Origin of the sequence: Aeromonas sp. S18(2024) (assembly GCF_041402525.1) — a bacterium.
In the GTDB taxonomy this organism is placed as follows: Bacteria; Pseudomonadota; Gammaproteobacteria; order Enterobacterales; family Aeromonadaceae; genus Aeromonas; species Aeromonas enteropelogenes.
Genome location: NZ_JBGLQV010000013.1, coordinates 23716 through 42157, shown reverse-complemented (window position 1 = coordinate 42157; position 18442 = coordinate 23716). Strand labels below are relative to the sequence as shown.

Below are 18442 nucleotides of genomic sequence, written 5' to 3'. Positions count from 1 at the left end.
TAGGCCGGATCTGCGCTAGTCTTATGCCTGCAATCAACCCAGTTTGTCATGAGCATAGGGACATGAATCATGAACTTGTCAGTAGTCAGTCAGCACGTATCCGGCGCCAGTGAAGGTTTACTGGCCATTTTGCGTTCATCCAGAGAGTATGGCGACCACTTTGCCAACATCGGCGTCACGCCGCTTGCCGAGTGGCAGCCAGCCAAGGCGGAGGCGGCGATCCTGCTGATCGATGGCAATACCCCCTGGCAGGATGCCAGTTTTTTGGGCGGGGAAGATGACACCATAGGGCTGCCGGTGTTGCCGCTGCTGATCCGCAAGGGGGACAGGGAGCTGACCATCTGCGGGCCGGATGTGCGCGACCCCCGCTTCTATTTCGTCTCCAACGGCATAGTGCTGGAGGAGTCGGATCTCGCCAATCCCGCCAGCAGCCGGGTGCTGCTGCGCAAGCTGGAATCCTACTTCCCGCTGCTATCCCGCCTCATCATGCTGCGCCATCGCAAGCCGGCCGCCACCCTCAACTGATCTCGTCGCCATCGGTCGACAAACGGCGCACCCAGTGCCATCACTGGCACTGGGTGCGCCGTTTGTGTTACTAGAGAGTGGGTCAGGATCCCGCCGCCGGAGGAAATGAGTGCCCGGTGGCCCCATCTGCGTAACCAAGGAGTGACCATGATCGACTTTTATACCGCCGCGACCCCCAATGGCTTCAAGGTGGCGATAGCCCTCGAGGAGCTGGGGCTGCCTTATCGGGTGATCCCGCTCGACTTGTCGGCACTGGATCAGAAAAAGCCCGAATTTCTGGCCATCAACCCCAACGGCCGCATTCCGGCCATCGTCGATCGGGACAACGATGACTTCGCCGTGTTCGAATCCGGCGCCATCCTCCTCTATCTGGCCGAGAAGGCGGGCAAGCTCTTGCCGCAGGATCCCAAGCGCCGCTCCCGGGCCATCCAGTGGCTGATGTTCCAGATGGGCGGTGTTGGCCCCATGATGGGGCAGGCCAACGTCTTCTACCGCTACTTCCCCGAGAAGATCCCGGCGGCCATCGAGCGTTACCAGAAGGAGGGGCGCCGCCTGTTCGAGGTGCTCGACAGCCATCTGGCCCACCACGAGTATCTGGCCGATGAGTACAGCATCGCCGACATTGCCACCTGGCCCTGGGTGCGGATCTACGACTGGAGCGGGATCTCCATCGAGGGGCTGCCTCATCTGCAGGCCTGGATGGCGCGCATGGAGTCCCGTCCTGCCTGCCAGAAGGGGATCACCATTCCGCCGCGCAAGGAGCAGCCGGAGGATCTGATCAAGCAGGCACAGCAGATGGTAACGCGTTGATTTTTAACTGCAGACGGGGCGGAATGCCCCGTAATATTAGAAAAACTAAGGCAAGCTGATTATAAAGATTCGTTCGTTTTCTGTGAGCTGAATCACTATCATGCCCCCATACCATCAAGCGTCCTGTGCGATGGTCGGGCGGGCTCCCCGCCTCCTGTTTCCAACACTGATTTGATTGACTCACTGTTTCTGTGAAGAGACTCTCCCGGGCCATTTCTGCGCCGGGGGGCGGCAGCTTTTTGACGATTTTTTGGGACTGATATGGATCGGCACAGTTTTTATCCGTTGTTTTTCCTGACCATTCTGATGGTCGCTGTGGGCCAGATGACCCAGACCCTCTATGTCCCCTCCATTCCCATGATGGCGGGGGACTTTCAGGTGGCCTCCGGTCAGCTGCAGGCGGTGATGGCCTGTTACCTCATTCCCTATGGCCTCTCCCAGTTTGTCTATGGGCCGCTGTCGGATCGCATCGGTCGTCGCCCAGTGCTCATCATCGGCATGATGGTGTTTCTGTTGGGGACCCTGACTATCCAGCTGATCCCTCACTTCGCGGCCCTGCTGGTGGGCAGCTTCATTCAGGGGCTGGGAACCGGTGCGGGTGGCGCCATGAGCCGCACCGTGATGCGCGACCGTTATAGTGGCGCCGAGCTCAACCGCGCCAACAGCCTGGTGAGCATGGGGGTGATCTTCTCCCCGCTGCTGGCCCCCGTGCTGGGTGGCTGGTTGACCGAGCTGTTCAACTGGCGCGCCGGTTACTGGTTCCTGTTCGGTTTTGGCGCCGTGGCAACCCTGGCCATCATGGCCTGGTTTGGCGAGACCCTGCCGGTGAGCGCCCGCCAGCAACCGCTGCGGGTGGGGGCAGCCTATCGCCATGTGCTGGGCAACCCCAAGTTTCAGGGCAACCTGCTCTGCCTGATGGCCACCTTCTCCGGTCTGGCGGTCTTTGAGGCGGCCGCCGGCGTGCTGCTCGGGGATGTGTTGAAATTGAGTGCCCGCACCGTGAGCGTGCTGTTTGTGTTGCCGCTGCCGGGTTATCTGTTCGGGGCCTGGCTCTCGGCCAAGCTGAGCTTTCGCCTGAGCCAGGGCAAGCTGATGCGTCTGGGCATCGCGTTTCTGGCACTCGGCTCGCTCATCATTCTGCTGCCGGGCCTGTTCGGGTTAGTGAGTGCTGCGTCACTGATCGGGGGGGCTGCCGTCTACTTCATCGGGAGCGGCATCCTCTACCCGACCGCCACCTCCTGCGCCATCGAGCCCTTCCCGGGCCAGGCGGGCACCGCGGGGGCTATCCTGGGCGGCATGCAGAACCTGGGGGCGGGTGTTGTCACCCTGCTGGCGGCCTGCTTCCCGATGACCGGCCAGGTGACCCTGGGGGCCATCATGACCCTGATGGTGCTGATCGTGGCGCTGAGCTTTGTCTGGCTGCGCCACCACGGCTCCCCCCACGAGCAGATGGCAATCTGACGCCATCGCGGCTGGCGCGTATCGAGCCAGTCCCTTGCCCAATAAAAAGAGGCCATGACCCGTCGGGGTCATGGCCTCTTTTGTTATGTGGCGCGCACGCTTTTGGCCTGCGCGGGTAAATGCTCGCTTACCTCTGCGATGTCATGTCTGCCTGGGGGAGGGGGCGCTGCTCCAGCCGTTGCTCGCCCGGGCGGCAGACCAACACCGAGCCCTGCTCGAACCAGTCCCCCAGCACGATGCGCCGCACCGGCTGGCCGTCCAGGGTAAAGTCGTGGATGGCGGGCCTGTGGGTGTGGCCATGGATCATCATCCGGCAGTCGTGGCTGCGCAGCATGGCATCCACCGCCGCGGGCGTCACGTCCATGATGCTCTGGCTCTTGTAGGCATTTTCCATCTGGCTTTGGCCGCGCATCTTGCAGGCGATGGCCTGCCGGCGGGGGAGCGGCAGGCGCAGAAAGAGCCAGCGCAGCCATTTGAGCTGGGTGATGCGACGAAACTTCTGATACCCCTCATCCAGGGTGCAGAGCAGATCCCCGTGACTCAGCACCACCCGCTCGCCATAGAGCTCGATGACGCAAGGATCCCCCAACAATGTCATGCCGGCGCGCTTGGCATACTGCTGGCCCAGCAGAAAGTCGCGGTTGCCGTGAATAAAGTAGATGGGCACGTTTTGCTGGCTCAGGGCCAAAAACGCGTCGGCGATGGTCTGGTGGAGCGGGTTGGGATCATCGTCGCCAATCCAGAATTCAAACAGATCCCCCAGCACATAGAGGGCATCGGCGCCGACGGCGTCGTGCTCGAGAAAGTGCACCAGTGCCGCCGTCATGTCGGGTCGCTGGGCGCACAGGTGAATGTCACTGATAAAGAGGGTGCTCATGGTGGCGTGTCGGTGCTCAGGGTCGGATCCGGGGAGGGGCAATGAACGGCTGTTTCGGGGTCGGCAAGGGGTGATGGCGGCGTCTGGACAACTGCAGGCCGGGCAGGATCAGACATCCGCTGCCACGTGAGTGTGGCCAGGTTGCGTCCCTCCAGGGTCAACAGTGCCTCGTAAGGGTCGCCGGCCAGCCCCAGCAGGCGGCAGATGGCAGCCTCGCCTTTGAGGCCTTCTTCCAAGCGCAGACGCAGCAACGCCTGATAAAAATCATCCCCAAAGTGCGCCAGCAGGGTGGCCATCAGGGTGAGGTGGCGCCAGCCGTTGAGAGTCTCGACCGCAGCCGGCGTGACATAGAGCTCCACCGGCCAGGAGTGCCCGTCCGGGCCAGCAAAAAGTCGCTCGAGCAGCCAGACGCCTTCCCCCTTGTCGCTCGCCAGCCACCCCTGATCGCGCAGTTGAGCGGCAAGGTTAGATGGCAGCGGATGCTGACAAAGGATATCGAGATCGCTGCCCGGCCGATCCAGCCCGATGGCAAGAGTACTGACCATGGCCACGTCGCTGCACAGCTCTTGCAAGCGCGCCCACAGGCCCGCAGTCAGAAAGGCGTGAGCGGAGCGCTGGCGCGGGTTGCCGTGGGCCAGATAGTCGAGATGGCGCCAGTTTGGGGCGGCAGATGGAAAAACTGCGGCCGGGGCCGCAGTTTTGTCAGAGCCTGGCCGGCAGAGATCACTCGGCAAGGGTCACCTTGGTGATCACCACGTCTTCAACCGGTACGTCCTGGTGGATGCGACCGTAGTTGCCGGTCTTGACGCCCTTGATCTTGTTGACCACGTCCATGCCCGCGGTCACTTCACCGAATACGCAGTAGCCGTAGCCCTGGGTGGTGGCGGATTTGAAGTCGAGGAAGTCGTTGTTGTTCACGTTGATGAAGAACTGGGCGCTGGCGGAGTGCGGCTCCATGGTGCGGGCCATGGCGATGGTGCCAATCTTGTTGGACAGACCGTTGGCTGCTTCGTTCTTGATCGGAGCGCGGGTGTCTTTCTCTTCGAAGCCCGGGGCATAGCCGCCGCCCTGGATCATGAAGCCGTCGATCACGCGGTGGAAGATGGTGTTGTCATAGTGACCGTCACGGCAGTATTGCAGGAAGTTGGCCACGGTTTCCGGGGCTTTTTCAGCATTCAGGGTGAGGGTGATGTCGCCGTGATTGGTATGCAGAGTGACCATGAGTTGTCCCTTCGTTTTGTAGCGAGCCAGGCAGGCCCGCGGGTGTATGGCATAAAGTGGTGGCAATTCTAGCCCATCAGGGGCGGCGGGCATAGTGCATCTGGCGTCAAGACATAGATGGCAGGCGGGATCCGGCTCGTTTTCTCTGGTCGAACGGGGTATTATGACCAACCATTTTACACACAGGCAGTGGTTATAAGATGCTGAAGATATACAACACACTCACTCGTCAAAAAGAAGAATTCAAACCTATCCACCCGGGCAAGGTGGGCATGTATGTGTGTGGTGTCACCATCTACGATCACTGTCATATCGGCCACGGCCGCACCTTCGTCGCCTTCGATGTGGTCGCCCGTTACCTGCGCTATGCCGGTTACGATCTCACCTATGTGCGCAACATCACCGACGTGGATGACAAGATCATCAAACGCGCAGCCGAAACTCGCGTCACCTGTGACGAGCTGACCGAGCGCCTGATCGGCGACATGCACGCTGACTTTGATGCCCTCGGCATGGTGCGCCCGGATATCGAGCCGCGCGCCACCCAGCACATCGGTGAAATCATCGAACTGGTGCAATCCCTGCTGGACAAGGGCCACGCCTACGTGGCCGATAACGGCGATGTCATGTTCATCGTCGAGTCCTACGCCGACTATGGCCAGCTCTCCGGCCAGGATCTGGAGCAGCTGCAAGCCGGTGCCCGTGTCGATGTGGTGGATGCCAAGCGCAACCCCCTGGACTTCGTGCTGTGGAAGATGTCCAAGCCCGGCGAGCCGACCTGGGACAGCCCCTGGGGCCCGGGCCGCCCCGGCTGGCACATCGAGTGCTCCGCCATGAACTCCAAGCACCTTGGCAACCACTTCGACATCCATGGCGGTGGCTCTGATCTGCAGTTCCCCCACCACGAGAACGAGATTGCCCAGTCCTGCTGCGCCCACGGTGGCGACTACGTCAACACCTGGATGCACAGCGGCATGGTGATGGTGGATAAAGAGAAGATGTCCAAATCCCTTGGCAACTTCTTCACCATTCGTGACGTGTTGGCTCACTACGATCCGGAAACCGTCCGTTACTTCCTGATGTCCGGCCACTACCGCAGCCAGCTCAACTACTCGGAAGATAACCTGAAACAAGCCCGCGCCGCGCTGGAGCGCATGTACACCGCCCTGCGTGACCTGCCAGAAGCCACTGCTGCCGGTGGTGACGAGCAGGTGGCCCGTTTTGTTGAGGCCATGGATGACGACTTCAACACCCCGGAAGCCTACTCCGCCCTGTTCGACCTGGTGCGTGAGATCAACCGCCAGAAAGCGGAAGACATCAATGTCGCCGCCGGCCTCGGTGCCCGTCTGCGCGAGCTGGGCGCCGTGCTTGGCATCCTGCAGCAAGACCCCGAGGCCTTCCTCAAGGGGGATGAAGCGGACGAAGAGGTTGCCGAAATCGAGCGCCTGATCGCCGAGCGCAATCAGGCCCGCGCCGACAAGAACTGGGCCGCGGCGGATGCCGCCCGCAACCGTCTCACCGAGATGGGTATCGTGCTGGAAGACAGCGCTGGCAAAACCAGCTGGCGCCGTGCCTAAGGCCGGTTGTCCTGTTGCTGGCAACAGGTTGAGCCAATAAAAAAACCGCAGCTCAAGGGCTGCGGTTTTTTTGTGGTCTGTCTGAGGGCTGGCACCTTCCCTCTCTCCTGAATGGCATGGCTTCGCCATGCAGGAGGCGAGGGCCTTGCCCTCGAAGGGGTTTCGCCGCCGCTACGCGGCTTGGCGAGTGACTTTTGAAAGACCCGCTCTCTTTGGCAAATAACACCAAAGGTCTTCTCCCCCGGCAAACCGCCCGCTTCGAACATCCTTGTTCTCGCGCCAAATCGGGGTCGAGCAGTGCTCGCCCTGATCCAATTTGGCCCCTGTGCCGGCTGCGCCATCATCCCTGATGGCGCTCCTGACCCGTTGAACTCGACTCAGCGGTTTGTAGGGGGAACGAATACCGTGCCCGCCTGTGGCTTTAGCGTTCACATTGACAGCTTATTCCGCTCTGGGACCGAGGCTGGTTAAATAGAGTTCTGGCTTGGGCAGCGAACTGCGTTGTTGTCCAAATCGATGCAGTTTGAATGGAACTAACTGAGGACGCGGTGATCTGATCACCACCATCCCCTTCAAGTCTGCATCATGGGCACGTCGCTTCACCCCATCACCAACTGGCCTCAATACAACAGGTCTCTGATTAACCGTGGCTCTCTCACCTTCTGGGTTGATGCCGCCGCCATGAACAACTGGTTCCACCACGACCATCACGGGCGACGGGGACGCAGCCCGCTCTACACCGACCAGACCATCTGTACCTTCCTGATGCTCAAGGGGATTTTCAACCTCACTCTGCGGGCCACTCAGGGACTACTCGACTCCCTGTTCGAGTTGATGAATGTGCCGTTGTGCGCACCGGACTATAGCTGTGTCAGCAAGCGAGCACGTACGGTGACAGTGGCCTATCGACAGCCCCCAAAGGGACGCATTACCGACTTGGTTATCGACTCAACCGGTCTGAAGGTGTTTGGTGAAGGCGAGTGGAAGGTCAGAAAACACGGCGCCGAGAAACGGCGAGTCTGGCGCAAGTTGCACCTGGCGGTAGACCCGGTGACCCACGATATCGTGGCGGCGGAAGTCTCGCTGGAAAATGTCCATGATGCCGAGGTGTTGCCCACCTTGCTCAATCCACTGCGGCGCAAGCTGGGACGAGTTTATGCAGATGGCGCCTATGACAGCAAAGCCAGCCATCAGCTTATCTCGCGCAAAGGGGCGACAGCTTGTATCCCACCTCGCAAGAGCGCGGGGTTATGGAAAAAGGGACACCCAAGAAATGACGCTGTGCTGGTGATGCGCAAGGAAGGGCTGGCGCACTGGAAGAAGATATCGGGGTATCACCGTCGCTCGCTGGCAGAGACGGCGATGTATCGGTTCAAGCAGTTGCTGGCGGGGAAAATCAGTCTGCGTAACTACAACGGCCAAGTGGGAGAAGTCATGGCGTATGTAAGCGCCATAAACAAGCTGAATACCCTGGGCCTACTTGTCAGAAAGCCCCAAGTGTAGCGGTCACTTGGGGCTGGGGAAGTCATGACTTGCTGGCTGATTTGGGCAACAACGCCGTTTAGAAAACGAACCTTCGTATATTGTTTAAAAATGTTTTGGTATCTAAGAAATATGCTGGATAAGCATTTTTTAATTGTGATATATCATTTACAGACACCATTGCTACTTCACAAGAATCATTTTTGATACAGTATTTCTCTGCTTGTATGTAGGCATCTGCTGCCGCTTTGAAATTTTGATTTTTAAAATTATCAATTTTGACCCAACGTTTTTCTGTATCAAGTAAAATAACATACACGCCGTTATCTGTTTTTATGTCATTCTCAATATGTTGAACGACTTTATTGTATGCATCTAAAACTTCAAATACACGTAGTTTTTTTGCCAAGGCTTTTATTTCATCAGATGTTTGGTTGTAATGGCCGATATTTTTAGAGTCAATCATATGAAATAAATCTGAGACAAGTCTGAAAAACCTTAACCATGACTCATCACCAAGGCTAGACTTCAGAGATTCTCGCCTAAACAGTCCTACCATTTCAACTGCAGTTGCCCAGCTATGTTGGATAGTAGTTCTTACCTGAATTTCAATTCTTAAACCATTTAACTCAGGGTGTTTTTTATTGTGAAATGCGTAAACTAAATGCATGCTTCTATAGCCAGATGGCTTTACATCTCGCATATAGTCGTCAACACGAATAAGTTGATGTTGGAACTTGAGGCTTTGAATTACGCCTTCTAGTTCATATACTTCATCGACGTTTGCTAAAATTGCTCTGCATCCACCCAAGTCTTGCATCTTATGTAGCTTCATTTTTGGGAATCGAATAAGTTTTGTAATTATAGATGGTGTCCTTTTTATTCTGGACGATGTTATTACCTTTTGGTTTATTTTCAACGCTTCCCTTTCTAAATAAAATTCAATTTGTTGAAGTGGATATAGATGAGCCATTCTCCAAGAGTGCAGTATATTAATGTCCATATCATCATATGGTATTGCGTCTTTAGCCGAAATAACCAGCCTATCACCGGCTCTTCCGATTTCTTTTTTTGAATGTTGTAATTTATACATGGAGATTATTATCACTTATGATTTTGTCAGAATTGTGTCGTTAAAATGGTCATGTTTTGCTGTTTTTTGATTTTTAAATGTCACCTCCAATTGGCATAATGTCGATTAGCGAAGCGTAATCTGGCGTTCGAGAAATCATCTTTTATCCCAGTTAAATGCTCACTATCGGGTCTTCAACATACGGCAATTCCCAGATAGGGCAGTGTGCTGCTGGTTGCTGTATTCACGTTCATTATTCATTTGTGCAACAAAATAGATTTAATTTGTTGCATTGGTGAAATAATCATGCGTAACCATACGGTTGTGAGGTGTGATATAAGATAAAGCTATTCCGTAAGAGAATGTAATTTAAGTATTATGAACGACTTTCCACTACCCAATAGTTACCATCGCTACATGGTTTATTGTCTTCACCCCACCGAGTTACTTTGTTTTTGTCATCGCTCATATCGAGCGGAAACCAAGTAATCTCTAATTCTTCGTTAAATATAAAATAGGCGGGTTCTTCAATGTTTATCTTTTGCGGCTTTTTAGGACTGCAAATTAAAAAATGAGGGTTTACATTTGGCCATGTATTTTCATTGCCGAAAATAGCCTTGAATCGTTTGTTTTTACTGTCTAACTGAGCATTACTAAAGTAGCTATCGCCTTTAGCCTCAATCATCACAAGGTGGGTTATTTGCTTTTCGTCAACAAAGGCAAGAAGAAAGTCGACATCTTCTTGAGTGCCTGATATTTGATAGTCAATTGCAATTCCATTTTCCTCTATGAAATTGCGTTCTACGCAGCTCTTAGAGTTGTTTTTAGTGAGGTACAAGCTTGCATAGATCCAGTCAAGGTGGTAATCCATTGCAGCAAAGTATTTTCTGGGGATGGTGAGACCGATTAGCTTTGATATCTTATCAAGCTGGTTGTCATCCATGCGAAACTCCGGGTTCCCCAGCATTTGACCAATTAGGTAAAACCGCTCTTTACGGTTAAAAGACTTCAAGTTTTTAATTAATTCGTTGTTCATGTAAATCCCGAAAATGCTTATCGTCTGATAAGGAATTATTCTATAGAAAGCGGTGTGTATCGTAGAGTGTCATGAACGAAGTGAATTACACCTCTATTTCCAAGCTGAATCATATAGGGTGTAATTAGTTACTCGGCCTGCCCCTTTATTTTATATTTCCCTCGGATTGGGGAGCAGGTGTTGCCCAGACTGTTTGCCAAGGTGAGGAATGTGAAATATTCCCTTGTGAAGGGGGAAGGTTAGTAATAAATTTCTTGTCCAATTTCTTTTATGTCCAGTTTGTTCGAGCCTGGATAGAACCCATCCATGTCAATAGGCTTAGTAACGGGGACGGAGATCTCTTTCTGTTCAGTTTTGAAATTCGATGCAACCTCTTCATCAATGCAACCATCTTGATATGTTTTATAAATGGCTTTTCCTGTCATTACATTGAAGTCGAAGTTAAAGAAACCTTCGCATGGTGCTCCATAATTTATTGTGGCACCAATTAGATACCATGCTTTATTATTAAAACGATATCTATGAGTGTAACTCCACTTATGACGGCTACCACCAAAATGATCAATGACGATAGCCCCTCGTTGTATATCAACGCTGATGAATGGATCCCCCATCATGCCACCATGAGCACTATCTAATATTGGCCCTTGCGAAGAGTGCCATAAGGCCCACTTATCTTGTTTCTTTTTATATATAAGCAGTGTTCTTTGTGTTCCTATTTCACCGTCCAACCCAGTATCCAGAACAATGACTTTTTCATCGATACCATCTTTGTCCAAATCTCCCATAGCCTCGCCAATCACCTTTGAAGTGATATGCTCTTGACCCGGTTCCTCTGCAAGTGCTGTATTTACAGCCAATGCAAAAAACAATGTGGAAAAATATTTCATAAAAACCTCTGAGTGGTAGATTCGATTAGCGAAGCATAATCTGACGTTCGAGAAATAAGATGATATAACGGCTAAAAATTCTTTATCTGACTTTCAATACGAGCCATTCCCCAAATACACAGGGAGCCGTTAACTGGGCTGCGGGCTGGGTTTTGCCCCCCTGTTGTTCGCCGAGGTGAGCCCGTTTGCCCAGGCCGCGAGGCAGGACGCCGAGCGAGCGCCGTTGGGCCATGGATGGCCCATCGGCGCGTGCCGTGGGACAAACGGGTGAACCGAGGGAACCCGACGCAGGAGGGCGAACAAGTGGGGGTGGCCTTTCTTTTGGTGACTTTTCTTTGGCCACGCAAAGAAAAGTCACTCGCCAAGCCGCGCAGCGGCGGCGAAACCCCGTCGAGGACGGAGTCCTCGTGTCCTGCATGGCGAAGCCATGCCATTTAGGGGGCCGATATTCCGCCATGCAATGATGTTACCGACCCCTCACCCTAACCCTCTCCCGCAAGGGGAGAGGGGATGGTTGCCGCGGTGGCATGAACGAAGTGAATGGCACCTCTATTCGGCGATTCGGCGCGGGTTTGCTTGCTGCAATAGGGATGGCGGATTGTGTTATGCGCCTTTATTAATCTATTGAATTAGTTCCTGAATGTATGCTTTATATATTTGAGCGGAATTATCAAAATCATCCATATTGCTCTCGTGAACATTAATAGTGCCAGAGTCTCTACCGTAAGTTTTGTATCGTTTTACTGTGACGGTTAATTCAGATTCTATGTCTGGTTGTGTAAGGGCTATGGCTACACCATGATTTTCGATGTTTTTATATGACATATAAACATCGATATGAAATTCACCAGATATCATTAATCCGCCAGCCTTTACGCCATTTTTAAGCCGATTGTTACTTAGATTGAATTCTTTGCATAACTCTTGGTATAGTTTCTCAAGTTTACTTTCTGCAAAAGATTCCTTGGCTCCAAAAATTTTTTTTGCCGATTTTGGAAATCGAAGGCGAGTGTTTTTCTCTATAGAGAAAATAAGAAGTGCTTTGTCCTCTTCATTTATCTTATTATTTAATGTCGCGTTGTTGAATAAGTTAATCAGTTCTTTCTCAGAGAATGCATTGTTTTCAATTTTTGTTATTAATTTTGATATTTGCATGTTGTTATTAACCATTGTGTTAATAAATATGAGAGTAAATAACTTTAAATGCACTCTACATTTTTATCTTTTATAAGTCCTACCGGCTAGGGCAGTACCCTCGGGTCCTGCATGGCGAAGCCATGCCATTTAGGCTGGCGATATTCCGCTATGCAATGACGTTACCGACCCCCTCACCCTCTCCCGCAAGGGGAGAGGGGATGGTTACCGCGGACGATTACGCTTCGCTAATCGACCCTACGCTAAAGTCGCTACCGCCCCTGACTGTCGCTACCAGATTGCGCCGTTGACCATTGATCTCGGAAAAGGGGTCAACAGACGCCCGTCGCCATATTACGGAGCCAGAGTGGTCTTATCTATGATTTTGGTGAGCTAACTATCAGAAAAGAGTGATTTTTTGCGCTGGCACAAACTTTTATTAATTAGCGATTAGTTGATGGTTGTCGGGGCTTGGTACTGGCAGGGCGGTGGGGTGACGCTGCGAGGGGAGCGAAAACGGTAAAAAGCGAAGGGGCCCGCAGTAGGCCCCTTGTTGTTGGTGCTCGACGCCGCGCCGCTATTTGGCGGCGGAGGCGGGGAAGTATTTGCCGTACAACTGCTGGAATTCGCTGCTGGCCAGCACCTGGGTCAGACCGGTCTGGAATTCTCTGACCGATTCGTCGCTCACCGGATGGCTGAAGGCAAAGCAGAACTGCTCCGAGCTCAATATCCAGCGCACCTTGAAGCGGGCGGGATCGAGTTTTTGTTCCAGGATCAGCTGCTCCATGGTGGTCTTGTTGGTGGAGACCAGATCGACCCGTCCCGAGGTGAGCATCTTGAGGGCCTGGGGCAGCCGGTTGGCGACCATCAGCCTGCTCTCGTCAAAGCCGTTGTTGAGCAGCAGTTGCTCCCCCACATCGGCTCGCACCGCCCCGATATTGAAGACCCTGGCGTCCTCCAGCTTGTTGATGGCGATATTGCGGCTGGTGAGCCCCACCAGCACGATCTCGGCGTAACCGATGGGGCAGGCCCATTTGAACAGGGGATCGCGGGCCTGGGTGCGGGCGGTGGAGAAGAGCACCGCATTGGGCTTTTGGGTCAGCAGGTAGTAGCCCCGGGCCCAAGGTATGACGGTGATGGATTGCGGCGTGGTGCCCGTCTTCTGCCACACCTGCTGCAGCAGCTCGACGGCAAAGCCGGCTGGCTTGCCCGCCTCGTCCGTGTAGTTATAGGGTTTGTACTCTTCGGTCATGTAGTGAAGCTTGGCCAGCTCCGGGCTGGCCTGGGTGAGGGTGGCAAACAGCAGCCCAATCAATCCAATCCATTGTTTCATCAGCGCCATCCTGCTTGAGGGAATCGTCGTTTCAGTGTGGGCAAGCGAGCCGATTTCGCCAAGGCCAAGTCAGATTTCCTGACAGTAGGGGAGGCTCAGGGCGCTGATGCCTGGCGTCACTGGCCCTTTTGGCTCATTGCTCTGGCGCTCGTGCTTCGGGCAATTACTACTCTGGCAAATAGCGGCGCCGCAGCGCTGGATAGGTCGGGCTGGCCAGTACCTGTTGAAGCCCCTGCTGGAATTCGGCGACCAGATGGTCGCTCACCGCGAGGCTGAAGGCGTAGCAGAAGGGGTCGGCGCTCAGTGTCCATTGCACCCTGAACTGGTCGGGAGCGAGCCCCATCTCCCCGATACGCTGATAGAAGGTGTTCTTGTTGGTCGAGAGCAGATCGGCCCGCCCGGAGGTGAGCATCTTGATAGCATGGTTGAAACGGTTGGAGGTCATCATCCTGTCTGCCTGAAAACCGTTGCGGATCAGCAACTGCTCCCCCACATCGGCCCGTCCGGCGGCGATGATGTAGTGTTTGGCATCTTCCAGCCTGTCGAGATTGATATGGCGATGAGTCAGGCCGATCAGCACTATGTTGGCATGGTCAATGGGGCAAGCCCATTTGAACAGGGGATCCCGCGCTCTGGTGCGCACGGCGGAGCAGAGCACCACATCGGATCTCTTGCTCAGCTGGGAGTAGCCCCTGGCCCAGGGCATCACATCGATGGGTTGTGACGGGGTAGCGGTTTGTTGCCACACCCGTTGCAGCAGCTCGACGGCAAAACCGGTGGTCATGCCGGATCCATCCCGGTAGTTGTAAGGGCTGTTCTCTTCGGTGATGTAGTGCAGTTTGCCAAGCTCGGGGCTGGCCTGTGCGAGGGTAGCAAGCAGCAGGCCTGCCAATCCGGTCCATCGTGTCATCTGCGCCGCCCCCTTGATGCGTCTTTTCCTCAAGTGTTGTCGGGGCGACGCATTTCGCCAGCCCGGGCAACTTCTGGTTGGCGCTGGGGAGAGGGTTGCTGTCAGGGCTCGGGCAGGTATTTGGCCTGCAGGGCCTGAAATTCCCGGGAGGCGAGGACGCGGGTCAGCGCCTGCTGGAACTGGGTGATATCGCTGTCGGGCACCTGGCGGCTGAAGGCGTAGCAGAGTTGCTCGGCACTGAGCAGCAACGCCACGTTGAAGTCATCCACCCGCATACCGAGTTCGCGGATAGCTTCATAGCCGGCCAGCTTGCTGGTGGCGAGCAGATCGGCGCGGCCGGAGACCAGCATCTTCACCGCCTGGCTCAGGCGGTTGGCCGGGATGATCTTGCTGTCATCCATGCCGTTGTTGAGCAGCAGCTGTTCGGCGGCATCGGAGCGCACGGCACTGATCCTGTAGTCGCTTATCTCGGCAATCGAGCCCAGGGTGAGCGGGCGGGAACTGTGCCCGAGCAGGATGAACTCCGAGTAGCCGATGGGGCATACCCACTTGAACAGGGCTTCCCGCGCCTGGGTGCGGGCGGTGGAGAAGAGCACCACGTTGGGTTTTTGAGTCAGCAGGTAGTAGCCACGGGCCCAGGGGATGATGCGAACGGGTTGTGGCTCGACTCCGCCATGTTGCCACACCATTCGCAGCAGTTCGACGGCAAGTCCGGTGGGCTGCCCCTGTTCATCGTTGTAGTTGTAGGGCGGATACTCTTCGGTGAGGTATTCGAGCTTGCCGAGATCGGCCCGCACGCCACCGACCCACAGGATCAGAAAAAGGTGACAGATCAGCCATATCCTCATGGTGCATATCCCTATGCGGCAATCATGATTCCAGTGTGGGCATGAACCGGGCAAAGTGCCATCGTCTTTCTCACCAGCGGCTGCGGCTTGCTCCCAGAGGGCGAAACGCCTCATCGCGCAGCCCCACCAGCAGGGTCTTGCCATCGGGTTGCAACCGGAACTCGCCGTAGCGGGCCTCCTCAAGGGCCTCTCCCATGCCTTCCTCGAAGAAATAGGCATCCGGCCCAATCTGCCACTGGCCGGCGTGGCGACTCACCTGCAGCAATCGCTCGTTGGGTGCCAGGGCCTCCGGCTTGTCGCCGGCTACCCAGCTTGCCACCTGGTGCTCGTCCAGGCGGATCACCAGGGTATCGCTCCCGCTGGCACTCGCGTTGCTCTTGTGGGTCGCAAGCTCGCGGGCTAGCTCGTAATTCAGACGCATATAGTCCCCCTGCATCAGGGAGCGGGGATCGACCGGGGCTAGCCGCAGCAGTACCACCTCGCCGTTGGCCATGGCCTGTTCATAACGCCAGACGGTGAAGTTGATGCCCGCCAGTATGGCGAGGCTGACCAGCAGGATGGCAAGGGGTCTCATGACGGGCTCCTTGGGTTGAGGCGTTGCAACAAAAAACGTGTCCCCAGCAACAAAGCCCCCGAGCCCAGCAGCAGCCAGGACTTGGTCATCAGGGTGAGCCCGAGATCGTAGTAATAGAGGGCGCCATAGCCTGTCAGCAGCAAGAGCGAGAGGGTCATCAGACCAAGGCTGCCTGCGTAGAAACCGAGGCTCAGCACCAGGGCACCGGCACCCATGCCGGGAATAAGGGCACTGAGCAGCACCAGCGGCAATCCATAGCGCAGCGGCAGGGCCAGCTTCACCATCACGGCCAGCAGCAGGGCGGCGCACAGCAGCGGATTGAGCCAGAGCGGCAGGCGCGAGAGGCCGAGCTCGTCGAGCAGGCTGGCCCCCCCTTCCCAGAGTGGATGGTGCAGCCGACCCAGCACCAGCAGGGAGAGGGCGAGCCCCAGAGTCATGGCGTGATAGAGCGGGTGACGGGCCGGATCGGTTTCGGCCCGCAGCCAGCAGAAGGTGATGGCCGCCATCACCAGCGGCAGGGCCAGCAGTTGCAGGCCGAGGCTGGCGAGCCCCAGGGTGAGCAACAGGGCGGCGGCCACGCTGTGAAAAAGGCGCACCAGCCAGTGATCGAACAGCACGGCTATCCCCAAAGAGAGCAGGCAGAGACCGAACCAGAGCAGGGGCTGGTGGGGGTCTATCTGATCGATAAGGCCATAGAGCAGCCAGGCATCGGCCGCCAGCGCCAGGGCAAGCACAAATTGATCCCAGAGGTCCCCGTGCTGACTGCGGTTGATGGCGTAGGCCGCGGCCAGCAGCAGGGTGCCCATCAGCAGGGCGTGCTCCGGCTCGCGAGTCAGTTGCTCAAAGGTCATGAACAGGAAAAACAGCAGGAAGAGGGCGGCAATCCAGCCCACCAGACCGAGCAGAAAACGGCTCGACCAGTGGGGGCTGGTGTCCCCGGGCATCTCCCCCTCGACCAGATTGGCCTGTTGCAGCCGTTGCCAGAGGGTCAGATTACTCATGATGCCTCCTTTGCTGCTGCAGCCAGCGGCTGGCCACGACCGAGAGACCTATGGCGATAAGGCAGAGCAGCAGGAAACCGTCCACATCGGGTTCCATCCACTTGCCAAGGGTGGCCAGGATGATGGCGATGAAGCTCAGACACCCCATGGCGAGGCCGGCGATAAATCTGTGGTGCCAGAGGGCATAGGCGGCGGCGAGCCAGCCGAGCCAGAGCGGCCACACCCAGGGGGAGGCCGCATCAAACAGGGCCAGTAGGGTGAGCAGTGTGATCCCAAGGCCTGCGGCAAGCCCTGCCAGCCAGCTTGGCATCAGCCGCCAGCGGGCCGGTGCCAGTAACAGCAGGCCCCAGAGTGCGGCGTTGAGCAGGGTCAGGCACCAGCCGAGCGCCTCCTCGTCAAAGGCAAAGAAGAGGTCGAACAGGCCGAGGCGCCAGTAGAGCACCAGGGTCAGCTGCGCCAGCAGCCAACTCAGGGTCCACAGCAAGGGGCTTTGGCCCAGCGCCGCCAGCGGCAGCAGCATCAAAGTCCAGGTGGCAAACAGCTGCCAGGGATCGGCGCCGGTCTGGTAGGTTTGGCCCACCAGCGCCAGCAGGGCACCGATATTGAGCGCCAGGATCAGCAGCAGCGCTTGGCGCGCCGTGTCGCCGAGGGACGTGCGCCACAACACCAGCAAGGTGGCGAGCAGGGGCGCTTCCAGCAGGGCCAGACGTGACAGACGTCCCAGCTCATGCCAGTTGAAGGCGACGAAGAACACCAGTCCGGCGCCGAGGCAGAGGGCGCCGAGCCAGAGCAACAGACGATCGAACAACCACTGCCAGCGCGCGGGAGGAGGGGGCAATTCGGCCAGCGCCAGTGCCGCGTCGAGCCGCTCGGGGGCAAGCCTGCCTTGTCTAACCCATTCGAGCAGCGTCTCTCTTGATACCTTGTGCATGGGGGAACTCCACGGAATTTGCCCCATTATGGCATGAGGGGCGAGGAGGAGGGGAGCCCGTTGGCCCTTTGTCACCGGCGCCATACCGACACAAAAAAGAGCGCCCCGACCAGGGGCGGGGCGCTCGAAGGAGTGGGCAGTCAGCTCGTCAGACGAAGATGAGGGTCGTGACCCCGAGCCCCACAAACAGCAGGGCGCAGGCGATGCGGATCCCCTTGAGCGGCAGCTTGTCGGCCCCCAGCTTGCCGATCAGCACCACGGGCACGTTGGCCAGCATCATGCCGAGGGTGGTGCCGGTGACCACCTGGAACAGGGAGTCATACTTGGCGGCCAGCAGCACGGTGGCGATCTGGGTCTTGTCGCCAATTTCGGCGATAAAGAAGAGCACGAAGGTGGCCATGAAGGGTCCGTACTTGTCCAGCGAGCTCTCCTCGTCATCCATCTTGTCCGGTACCAGGATCCAGATCGCCATGGCAACGAAGGCCGCGGCCACCAGATAGGTCATCACTTTGGGATCCAGCCAGCGGCTGATGAAGTCGCCAATCCAGGCGGCGCCCGCATGGTTGAGCAGGGTAGCCGCCAGCATGCCGGCGATGATGGGCCAGGGCTTGCGAAAACGACAGATGAGCAGCAACGCCAGCAGCTGGGTCTTGTCGCCGATTTCGGCGATGGCCACGCTGAGGGTTGAGGTTAACAAGGCTTCCATAAAAGTGAACCGGGGGACGGAATTGTTATAAACCAAAGACAAGCCTGCACCATC

Annotated in this window: 19 protein-coding genes; 5 read left to right on the top strand and 14 right to left on the bottom strand. The window is 56.3% G+C overall.

Features of this window, described 5'->3' with window-relative positions:
- Positions 1-69: 69 nt before the first annotated feature.
- The 3 genes from ACB034_RS18155 (at position 70) to emrD (ending at position 2796) form a co-directional block, all read left to right on the top strand.
- Positions 70-525, top strand: a complete 456-nt coding sequence (locus ACB034_RS18155) for a hypothetical protein (RefSeq protein ID WP_371173413.1) — start codon at positions 70-72, stop codon at positions 523-525.
- 147 nt (positions 526-672) lie between these two features.
- Positions 673-1335 carry a glutathione S-transferase family protein gene (locus ACB034_RS18150; protein ID WP_026458135.1) on the top strand — a complete coding sequence of 221 codons (663 nt, stop codon included), beginning with the start codon at positions 673-675 and terminating at the stop codon, positions 1333-1335.
- Between the two features lie 261 nt (positions 1336-1596).
- Positions 1597-2796 carry a multidrug efflux MFS transporter EmrD gene (gene emrD / locus ACB034_RS18145; protein ID WP_042071809.1) on the top strand — a complete coding sequence of 400 codons (1200 nt, stop codon included), beginning with the start codon at positions 1597-1599 and terminating at the stop codon, positions 2794-2796.
- A gap of 127 nt (positions 2797-2923) precedes the next feature.
- Here emrD and lpxH read toward each other — a convergent pair whose 3' ends face one another.
- The 3 genes from lpxH to ACB034_RS18130 are packed head-to-tail and all read right to left on the bottom strand — an operon-like array spanning position 2924 to position 4894.
- Entirely contained in the window at positions 2924-3673 is a 750-nt protein-coding gene (gene lpxH, locus ACB034_RS18140) for a UDP-2,3-diacylglucosamine diphosphatase (RefSeq protein ID WP_371173412.1), read from the bottom strand.
- The gene (locus ACB034_RS18135) at positions 3670-4407 is read right to left on the bottom strand and encodes a DUF4269 domain-containing protein (protein WP_371173411.1); all 738 of its coding nucleotides are present in this window, start codon (positions 4405-4407) and stop codon (positions 3670-3672) included. Before ACB034_RS18135 ends, lpxH begins: the two co-directional genes overlap by 4 nt.
- Positions 4397-4894 (bottom strand): peptidylprolyl isomerase, encoded by a 498-nt coding sequence (locus tag ACB034_RS18130; protein WP_026457729.1) that lies wholly within the window; start codon positions 4892-4894, stop codon positions 4397-4399. Before ACB034_RS18130 ends, ACB034_RS18135 begins: the two co-directional genes overlap by 11 nt.
- 200 nt (positions 4895-5094) lie before the next feature.
- Between ACB034_RS18130 and cysS the strand changes: the two genes are divergently transcribed.
- Both cysS and ACB034_RS18120 read left to right on the top strand, forming a co-directional pair.
- Complete coding sequence (cysS, locus tag ACB034_RS18125; protein WP_371173410.1) at positions 5095-6471, top strand: cysteine--tRNA ligase; 1377 nt, start codon at positions 5095-5097, stop codon at positions 6469-6471.
- 585 nt (positions 6472-7056) lie between these two features.
- The gene (locus ACB034_RS18120) at positions 7057-7974 is read left to right on the top strand and encodes an IS5 family transposase (RefSeq protein ID WP_371173409.1); all 918 of its coding nucleotides are present in this window, start codon (positions 7057-7059) and stop codon (positions 7972-7974) included.
- A 58-nt stretch (positions 7975-8032) separates the two neighbouring features.
- On the opposite strand, the gene ACB034_RS18115 is transcribed toward ACB034_RS18120, so the two are convergent.
- The 11 genes from ACB034_RS18115 to ACB034_RS18065 form a co-directional block, all read right to left on the bottom strand.
- Positions 8033-9046, bottom strand: coding sequence for a RelA/SpoT domain-containing protein (locus ACB034_RS18115; RefSeq protein WP_371173408.1), 1014 nt, complete (start codon positions 9044-9046; stop codon positions 8033-8035).
- Between the two features lie 355 nt (positions 9047-9401).
- Positions 9402-10061, bottom strand: coding sequence for a hypothetical protein (locus tag ACB034_RS18110; RefSeq protein WP_371173407.1), 660 nt, complete (start codon positions 10059-10061; stop codon positions 9402-9404).
- Positions 10062-10300: 239 nt separating this feature from the next.
- Entirely contained in the window at positions 10301-10951 is a 651-nt protein-coding gene (locus ACB034_RS18105; protein ID WP_371173406.1) for a hypothetical protein, read from the bottom strand.
- A 621-nt stretch (positions 10952-11572) separates the two neighbouring features.
- Complete coding sequence (locus tag ACB034_RS18100; RefSeq protein WP_371173405.1) at positions 11573-12106, bottom strand: hypothetical protein; 534 nt, start codon at positions 12104-12106, stop codon at positions 11573-11575.
- A gap of 556 nt (positions 12107-12662) precedes the next feature.
- The gene (locus ACB034_RS18095; RefSeq protein ID WP_371173404.1) at positions 12663-13418 is read right to left on the bottom strand and encodes a substrate-binding periplasmic protein; all 756 of its coding nucleotides are present in this window, start codon (positions 13416-13418) and stop codon (positions 12663-12665) included.
- Between the two features lie 166 nt (positions 13419-13584).
- A complete protein-coding gene (locus ACB034_RS18090) occupies positions 13585-14328 on the bottom strand; it encodes a substrate-binding periplasmic protein (protein WP_371173403.1) in 744 nt (247 codons plus the stop codon).
- Positions 14329-14429: 101 nt separating this feature from the next.
- Positions 14430-15176, bottom strand: coding sequence for an ABC transporter substrate-binding protein (locus tag ACB034_RS18085; RefSeq protein WP_124239194.1), 747 nt, complete (start codon positions 15174-15176; stop codon positions 14430-14432).
- Between the two features lie 70 nt (positions 15177-15246).
- Positions 15247-15750 carry a GDYXXLXY domain-containing protein gene (locus ACB034_RS18080; RefSeq protein ID WP_371173402.1) on the bottom strand — a complete coding sequence of 168 codons (504 nt, stop codon included), beginning with the start codon at positions 15748-15750 and terminating at the stop codon, positions 15247-15249.
- Entirely contained in the window at positions 15747-16751 is a 1005-nt protein-coding gene (locus ACB034_RS18075; RefSeq protein WP_371173401.1) for a DUF4401 domain-containing protein, read from the bottom strand. Before ACB034_RS18075 ends, ACB034_RS18080 begins: the two co-directional genes overlap by 4 nt.
- Positions 16744-17682: a DUF2157 domain-containing protein gene (locus ACB034_RS18070; RefSeq protein ID WP_371173400.1), complete on the bottom strand. Its 939-nt coding sequence runs from the start codon at positions 17680-17682 to the stop codon at positions 16744-16746. The genes ACB034_RS18075 and ACB034_RS18070 overlap by 8 nt, the downstream gene beginning before the upstream one ends.
- A gap of 148 nt (positions 17683-17830) precedes the next feature.
- Positions 17831-18388: a TMEM165/GDT1 family protein gene (locus tag ACB034_RS18065; protein WP_042028801.1), complete on the bottom strand. Its 558-nt coding sequence runs from the start codon at positions 18386-18388 to the stop codon at positions 17831-17833.
- Between the last annotated feature and the right edge of the window lie 54 nt (positions 18389-18442).